At 50.4% G+C, this 7,920-nt stretch carries 7 protein-coding genes; 5 read left to right on the forward strand and 2 right to left on the reverse strand.

Features of this window, described 5'->3' with window-relative positions; all coding sequences use genetic code 11:
• The first annotated feature begins 258 nt into the window (after positions 1–258).
• A complete protein-coding gene (locus C7B16_RS23315) occupies positions 259–1,347 on the forward strand; it encodes an EAL domain-containing protein (RefSeq protein WP_105268179.1) in 1,089 nt (362 codons plus the stop codon).
• A gap of 41 nt (positions 1,348–1,388) precedes the next feature.
• On the opposite strand, the gene C7B16_RS23320 is transcribed toward C7B16_RS23315, so the two are convergent.
• Complete coding sequence (locus C7B16_RS23320; RefSeq protein WP_001084382.1) at positions 1,389–2,321, reverse strand: LysR substrate-binding domain-containing protein; 933 nt, start codon at positions 2,319–2,321, stop codon at positions 1,389–1,391.
• A gap of 91 nt (positions 2,322–2,412) precedes the next feature.
• Entirely contained in the window at positions 2,413–2,910 is a 498-nt protein-coding gene (locus C7B16_RS23325; RefSeq protein WP_001515819.1) for a DUF1097 domain-containing protein, read from the reverse strand.
• Between the two features lie 257 nt (positions 2,911–3,167).
• On the opposite strand from C7B16_RS23325, the gene C7B16_RS23335 reads away from it, so the two are divergent.
• From C7B16_RS23335 to C7B16_RS23350, 4 genes are read left to right on the forward strand one after another with little or no spacing between them, the layout of a single operon-like run.
• The gene (locus C7B16_RS23335; protein ID WP_000023625.1) at positions 3,168–3,773 is read left to right on the forward strand and encodes an ankyrin repeat domain-containing protein; all 606 of its coding nucleotides are present in this window, start codon (positions 3,168–3,170) and stop codon (positions 3,771–3,773) included.
• A gap of 39 nt (positions 3,774–3,812) precedes the next feature.
• Entirely contained in the window at positions 3,813–4,676 is an 864-nt protein-coding gene (locus C7B16_RS23340; protein WP_107180231.1) for a DUF2877 domain-containing protein, read from the forward strand.
• A complete protein-coding gene (gene fdrA, locus C7B16_RS23345) occupies positions 4,666–6,213 on the forward strand; it encodes an acyl-CoA synthetase FdrA (protein ID WP_107180232.1) in 1,548 nt (515 codons plus the stop codon). Before C7B16_RS23340 ends, fdrA begins: the two co-directional genes overlap by 11 nt.
• Positions 6,213–7,631 carry a DUF1116 domain-containing protein gene (locus C7B16_RS23350; protein ID WP_000083466.1) on the forward strand — a complete coding sequence of 473 codons (1,419 nt, stop codon included), beginning with the start codon at positions 6,213–6,215 and terminating at the stop codon, positions 7,629–7,631. Before fdrA ends, C7B16_RS23350 begins: the two co-directional genes overlap by 1 nt.
• Positions 7,632–7,920 lie beyond the last annotated feature (289 nt).

The following is a 7,920-nucleotide window of genomic DNA, read 5'->3' on the forward strand; positions in this document are numbered from 1 at the left end:
AACCAGTTGAGCGGATTCGCGTTTAAACTCTGCGCTGAAATTTCTTTTTTTCATTGGAGCACCTGTGTTGTTCTGAGGTGAGCATATCACCTCTGTTCAGGTGGCCAAATTTAGTGTGCCACTACATGAGTAAAAGGAGAGAGAGCCGAATGGGAGATAATTCGGCTCTCTGTATCATTTTCTTGCAGTCAGCTTTTACTGCCCGAGAGAAGACAAGCAGATTTAGCTGGCGCACAAGATTTAATCAAGGTGTGTTCAATGGCTTCGCATGATTTGAGTGTTTTTTTGGAAGAGTTCGGGGCAACGGTTAATTTGACGTTGCCTGGTATTGTGTCCGAAAAAGAACGGCTTTTACTCAAGCTGCTAATGGAGGGGATGTCGGTTACAGAAATCTCACAGTACAGAAATCGTAGTGCAAAGACAATTTCACATCAAAAGAAGCAACTGTATGAGAAATTAGGCATCCAGAGCGATATTACCTTCTGGCGAGATATCTTTTTCCAATATCATCCGCAGGTTACGACGGGGGCAGGAAATAAAAATAATTTTTATATTCCTGACAACCGTTGTCACCATATTGTCACACCTGAGGCAATCAGTCTGGCGCTGGAAAACCATGAATTCAAACCGTGGATCCAACCTGTTTTCTGCGCACAGACAGGGGTACTGACTGGCTGTGAAGTGCTGGTTCGCTGGGAGCATCCGCAAACGGGAATTATTCCTCCGGATCAGTTTATTCCTCTGGCGGAATCATCCGGCTTGATTGTGATAATGACCCGTCAGTTGATGAAACAAACCGCGGATATTCTGGCACCAGTAAAACATTTGCTGCCGGATAATTTCCATATTGGTATTAACGTGTCCGCGGGTTGTTTCCTGGCATCCGGGTTTGAAAAGGAGTGTCTGAACCTGGTTAAGAAATTAGGCAACGATAAAATCAAACTGGTTCTCGAGTTGACGGAACGTAACCCAATTCCGGTAACGCCAGAAGCCAGAGCGATTTTTGACAGCCTGCATCGCCATAACATCACATTTGCTCTGGACGATTTTGGTACTGGTTATGCGACCTATCGTTACTTGCAGGCGTTCCCGGTCGATTTTATTAAGATCGATAAGTCGTTTGTGCAAATGGCCAGTGTGGACGAAATCTCCGGCCATATTGTGGATAATATTGTCGAACTGGCACGTAAGCCTGGTCTTAATATTGTGGCGGAAGGGGTTGAAACTCAGGAGCAGGCGGATTTAATGATCGGCAAAGGCGTTCACTTTTTGCAGGGCTATTTGTTCTCCCCGCCAGTACCGGGTGATAAATTTATCTCTGAATGGGTAATGAAAGCGGGTGGTTGATATAAGCCGCAGTTCAGAGTGCATCGGGAGAGTGCCGGGTATTAATTCTCCCGATGCAGTAAATCCTGATAGATCCTTGTTAATATGCCATTTGGCGCAAATTGTTTTTTAATCCACTGCGTCACCTGACCCGTTGCGGAGTGCTGGGTTGCCAGTAACATGCGCGAATCCTGGCGCGGGTTATGAATTTGGCGGGTAACCAGCAGTGATTGCGCCATCGCTTCGCGAACCATGTAATCCGGCAAAAAACCAATCCCTTCGCCCAGAATCTGGCACTGACATTTGGTGTTGAAATCTGGCACCAGAATCGATTCCTGACCGTGTAGCAACCAGCCCACTTTTTTATTAATCGTATGTGCGGTGTCTTCCACCATGATATTGGGATAGAGACGTAACTGACTTTCAGCGATTGGCTCCGGCATGAAGGCTAACGGATGAGCCGGGGCGATGGCAAAGGCCCAGCGAATCGCACCAATCTCGGTGTAATCAATACCGCCACCGTCCAGTAGCGTATCGGGCGCGCCAATGGCGATATTCGCCTGGTTATTGATAATCGCGTCCCAGACACCGTTATACACTTCGGTGGTGACGGTAATCTGGCAGGTGGGAAATTGCTTTTTCAGTACCTGCAATAAGCGTGCGGTGTGTTTGGGTGTATAAAGTAGCTGATTAATACAAATGCGTACCCGCGCTTCTATGCCTTGCGAAATAGTATCGATACTGCGTTTAATAGCGTGAAAATCATTCAGCAGGTCGGTGGCCTTGCGGAAAAAATAGCGCCCGGATTCCGTTAGCTCAATGCTGCGGGTGTTGCGGGTAAACAGCACCACATCTAACCCCGTTTCCATTCGCTTGATGGTGTAGCTAATGGCGGAAGTCGTTAAACCCAACTCTTCTGCGGCTTTACTGAAGCTGCCAAAACGTGCAGCGGTAGTAAACGCCAGCAGATTTTCTTCGGTAAAAATTGAGTTCATTAAACCATTCCCGCCATTTTCTAATATGAATTTCTCCAGCCATGACTGTAGAGGTATCTATTAAAGATAGATAATCATTTTTGAATAACTTTTAACACCCGCCGCTTTTGGTTGTCGCTTCGCTTAATTTTTGTCCGCTATATTCTGAAATTATCCCCACGCAATTACCCGCCAGAAAACCCAGTAGCGTTACTGTCCAGTTCATCCCGCTGGCAAAAAACAGCGTCATGCCAAGAAATCCACCGGGAATGAATGACAGTAACCAGAAACGCCCTTGCCAGACCACCACCGCCGAGAAGGGAATGGTGGTAATCACGCTTGCCCAGAATCCGGAAAGCCCACTCACAGAGGCCAGCCAGCCGGAAGCCAGTGCAGCGAAAAATGCCCACACCATCCCGGAATAATTGACTGCCAGACTCTTGATAAACCCCGATTTACCGCCGCCTGCGGCATAAAAACTGCAAAAGGCGACGAAGCCTGTTGTTCCTAATAAATCCCATCCTTGAGAAAGCCCGACATGTGAAGACACTAACTGCCAAAGCCCTGCACAAATACCGACGGTAATACCCGTTGCAGTGAGTCCGTTCATCTTGTTCTCCTCTGGTTAGACGTGGACGGAAGCTGTTAATACATATGCAGACTATAGAGAAATAAAACCTGATTGAGTGAAAGGGTATGGGGAGAAAAAGATAAATATTGCACTGGCGCACACTGCTAAAAGATTGTTGAGCATCATTCAACAAAAAGACGGAATACAGCGAATTAAATTTAAGCAGGTTCTTTTGGTTGAGTTTCGTTGCTATTCTCAATTCATCGAAAACAGCCACAAAAACCAGGGGAATGTGAATGAGTATAAAAAATCTACCTGCCGACTATTTATTGGCTGCCCTACAAGGTGATATCGATAAATTAAAAACCTGCCTTGCGCTGGGTGTCGATATTAATACCTGCGATCGCCAGGGGAAAACGGCAATTACGCTGGCAAGTTTATATCAGCAATATGCATGTGTGCAGGCGTTAATTGATGCCGGTGCAGATATTAACAAACAAGATCATACCTGCTTAAATCCTTTTTTAATGAGTTGCCTGAACGATGATTTAACGCTACTACGAATTATTTTACCGGCTAAACCCGATCTTAATTGCGTCACCCGTTTTGGCGGTGTCGGCCTGACGCCAGCCTGTGAAAAAGGCCATTTAAGTATTGTGAAAGAGCTTTTGACGCATACGGATATTAACGTCAACCAGACCAATCATGTTGGCTGGACGCCGCTACTGGAAGCGATTGTGCTTAATGATGGCGGGATTAAACAACAGGCGATTGTCCAGTTATTACTGGAACACGGTGCCAGCCCGCATCTGACTGATAAATATGGCAAAACACCGCTGGAACTGGCGCGGGAACGCGGTTTTGAAGAGATTGCGCAGTTGCTGATTGCCGCAGGCGCATAAACCGGGAGGTTTGCTATCGACACACCAGAAAGACGGTGTGTGTGGGCGCTAACTGCGGATGCGGATTTTCTGGCGCAGCGGGGAGAAGGTCAGGTTGAACAGGTCTTTGCCAGAGCGATAAACATTGCACTCCCGGCTCACCAACAGTTGCTGACGCTACTTTGTGAAGAGTACGACAATGCGCCAAACAGTTGTCGGTTGGCACTCACTCACTTTGATGGTCTGTTCCGTCATGGCGATAAGGTTCAGTTTGACGATCACGGGATTACGGTTGGTCAACATATTCATATAGATAAGCGTTGTTGCCAGCGTTGGCTGTCTCCAGTACTGCAATTGACCACTGAGAATTTCCACTTTATCGCCTGGCAACAGTGGCACGACATTATTCATCAGCATCTGGGGGAAAATGAAACCCTGTTTAATTATTGCGGTGATAATCCGTTTTATCAGGCGTTAAATAAAGAATTACAGATTAAAAGACGTCGTGTAATTCAGGCATTAAGCGATAAACAAAATATCGCATCAGCGGTCGCTAACATGATGGGGTTAGGGATTGGTCTGACACCTTCAGCCGATGATTATTTAACAGGTCTGGCGCTTGTTTTATTTATTTCCGGACATCCGGCAGAAAAATACAAAGGGGAATTTTATCGCGGCCTGCAATGCGGCAGAAATAACACTACGTTATTAAGTGCCATAACGTTAGAAGCGGCATTGCAACAACGTTGTCGGGAAAATATTCATTATTTTATTTACGACATTATTTATGGCGTCCCTGGGAACTCAACTCAGGCAATAGAAAAGATTAAACATATTGGCTCCAGTTCCGGCTGCGACATGCTGTATGGCATGGCCGATGGTTGTGCGCTGAGCCAAACCTACGGAGGGAATTATGTCAGTTAAAATAGTCATTAAACCGAATACCTATTTTGATTCTGTCTCGCTGATGTCCATCTCCACGCGCGCAAATAAACTCGACGGCGTCGAGCAGGCATTTGTGGCGATGGCGACCGAAATGAACAAAGGCGTGTTGAAAAATTTAGGGCTGCTGACGCCGGAGCTGGAACAGGCCAAAAACGGCGACCTGATGATTGTCATCAACGGCAAACCAGACGCAGACAACGAGCAGTTGCTGGCGGAGATTGAAGAACTGTTCAACAGCAAAGCGCAAAGCGGCTCGCATGAGGCGCGTTACGCCACCCTTGCCAGCGCCAAAAAGCATATCCCGGAAAGTAACCTGGCAGTGATTTCTGTCAATGGCCTGTTTGCCGCGCGCGAAGCGCGTCAGGCGCTGCAAAACGACCTCAACGTGATGCTGTTCTCCGATAACGTCTCAGTTGAAGATGAACTGGCGCTCAAGCAACTCGCTCACGAAAAAGGGCTGTTGATGATGGGGCCGGACTGCGGCACGGCGATTATCAACGGCGCGGCGCTCTGTTTTGGTAACGCCGTGCGTCGCGGCAACATCGGTATTGTTGGTGCATCCGGCACCGGCAGCCAGGAACTGAGCGTCCGTATCCATGAATTTGGTGGCGGCGTTTCGCAACTGATCGGCACCGGTGGGCGCGACCTGAGCGAGAAAATTGGCGGTCTGATGATGCTCGATGCCATCGGAATGCTGGAAAACGATCCGCAAACTGAAATCATCGCGCTGATCTCCAAACCGCCTGCGCCTGCGGTGGCTCGCAAAGTGCTGGAACGTGCGCGCGCCTGCCGCAAGCCGGTGGTGGTTTGCTTCCTCGGTCGTGGTGAAACACCAGTGGATGAGCAGGGGCTACAGTTTGCCCGCGGCAGCAAAGAGGCGGCGCTGAAAGCGGTAATGCTCTCCGGCGTGAAACAAGAACATCTCGACCTGCATACCCTGAACCAGCCGTTGATTGCTGATGTCCGTGCGCGTCTGCAACCACAACAGAAATACATTCGTGGACTGTTCTGCGGCGGCACGCTGTGTGACGAAACCATGTTCGCGGTGATGGAAAAACATGGCGATGTTTATAGCAACATCCAGCCCGATCCGGAATTCCGCCTGCAAGATATCAACCGCAGCATCAAACACACCTTCCTCGACTTTGGCGATGACGACTTCACCAACGGCAAGCCGCACCCGATGATTGACCCGACCAACCGTATCAGCCGCTTGATCGAAGAAGCGCGCGATCCAGGAGTGGCGGTGATCGTGATGGATTTCGTGCTCGGATTTGGATCGCATGAAGATCCGGTCGGCTCCACCCTCGATGCGATCAAAGAAGCGAAAGCGATCGCCGCAGCCGAAGGCCGTGAGTTGATCATTCTCGCCTATGTACTGGGCACCGATCTTGATACGCCATCGTTAGCACAACAAAGCCAGATGCTGCTTGATGCCGGGGTAATTCTGGCCAGTAGCAGCACCAATACCGGATTGCTGGCGCGTGAATTTATCTGCAAAGGGGAGGAAGCCTGATGAGCCAGTCACTGTTTAGCCAACCGTTGAACGTTATTAACGTCGGCATCGCCATGTTTAGCGATGATCTAAAAAAGCAGCATGTAGAAGTGACCCAGCTCGACTGGACGCCGCCGGGACAGGGCAATATGCAGGTGGTACAGGCGCTGGACAACATTGCTGATTCGCCGCTGGCGGACAAAATCGCTGCCGCTAACCAGCAGGCGCTGGAGCGCATTACCCAGTCGCATCCGGTACTGATTGGTTTTGATCAGGCGATTAACGTGGTGCCGGGCATGACGGCGAAAACCATTCTTCACGCCGGGCCGCCGGTTACCTGGGAAAAAATGTGCGGCGCGATGAAAGGTGCGGTCACCGGGGCGCTGGTGTTTGAAGGGCTGGCGAAAGATCTCGATGAGGCGGCTGAACTGGCGGCTTCCGGGGAGATCACTTTCTCGCCGTGCCACGAACACGACTGTGTGGGATCGATGGCGGGCGTTACCTCTGCCTCGATGTTTATGCACATCGTGAAAAACAAAACCTACGGCAACATCGCTTACACCAACATGAGCGAGCAGATGGCGAAGATTTTGCGTATGGGCGCTAACGACCAGAGCGTGATTGACCGCCTCAACTGGATGCGCGATGTGCAGGGGCCAATGCTGCGCGACGCGATGAAAATTATCGGTGAGATCGATCTGCGCTTAATGCTGGCGCAAGCGCTGCATATGGGCGATGAGTGTCATAACCGCAATAACGCCGGGACGACTCTGCTGATTCAGGCGCTGACGCCGGGGATTATTCAGGCAGGCTATTCCGTCGAACAACAGCGCGAAGTGTTTGAGTTTGTCGCCAGCAGCGATTATTTCTCCGGCCCGACGTGGATGGCAATGTGTAAAGCGGCGATGGATGCGGCGCACGGCATTGAATACAGCACCGTAGTGACCACGATGGCGCGTAACGGCGTCGAGTTCGGCCTGCGGGTCAGCGGATTACCGGGGCAATGGTTTACCGGCCCGGCGCAGCAGGTCATCGGGCCGATGTTTGCCGGTTATAAGCCGGAAGATTCGGGGCTGGATATTGGAGACAGTGCTATTACCGAAACTTATGGCATTGGTGGATTTGCTATGGCGACCGCACCTGCAATCGTCGCGCTGGTGGGCGGCACGGTGGAAGAGGCTATAGATTTCTCCCGTCAGATGCGTGAAATCACCCTCGGTGAAAACCCTAACGTCACCATTCCGCTGCTGGGTTTTATGGGCGTGCCATCGGCTATCGACATCACCCGTGTGGGTAGCAGCGGCATTCTGCCGGTGATCAACACCGCCATCGCTCATAAAGATGCAGGCGTCGGTATGATTGGCGCGGGCATTGTGCATCCACCATTCGCCTGCTTCGAGAAAGCCATTCTTGGCTGGTGCGAACGTTACGGCGTTTGACTTACATGTTTATGCCGGATGCGGCGAGAACGCCTTATCCGGCCTACGAATGGTGCAAGAATCTGTAGGCCTGATAAGACGCGCGAGCGTCGCATCAGGCATTTGTCACCATTGCCGGATGCGGCGTGAATGCCTTATCCGGCCTACGAATGGTGCAAGAATCTGTAGGCCTGATAAGACGCGCGAGCGTCGCATCAGGCATTTGTCACCATTGCCGGATGCGGCGAGAACGCCTTATCCGGCCTACGAATGGTGCAAGAATCTGTAGGCCTGATAAGACGCGCGAGCG

Origin of the sequence: Escherichia sp. 20412-1 (genome assembly GCF_003027595.1) — a bacterium.
GTDB classification, from domain to species: domain Bacteria; phylum Pseudomonadota; class Gammaproteobacteria; order Enterobacterales; family Enterobacteriaceae; genus Escherichia; species Escherichia marmotae.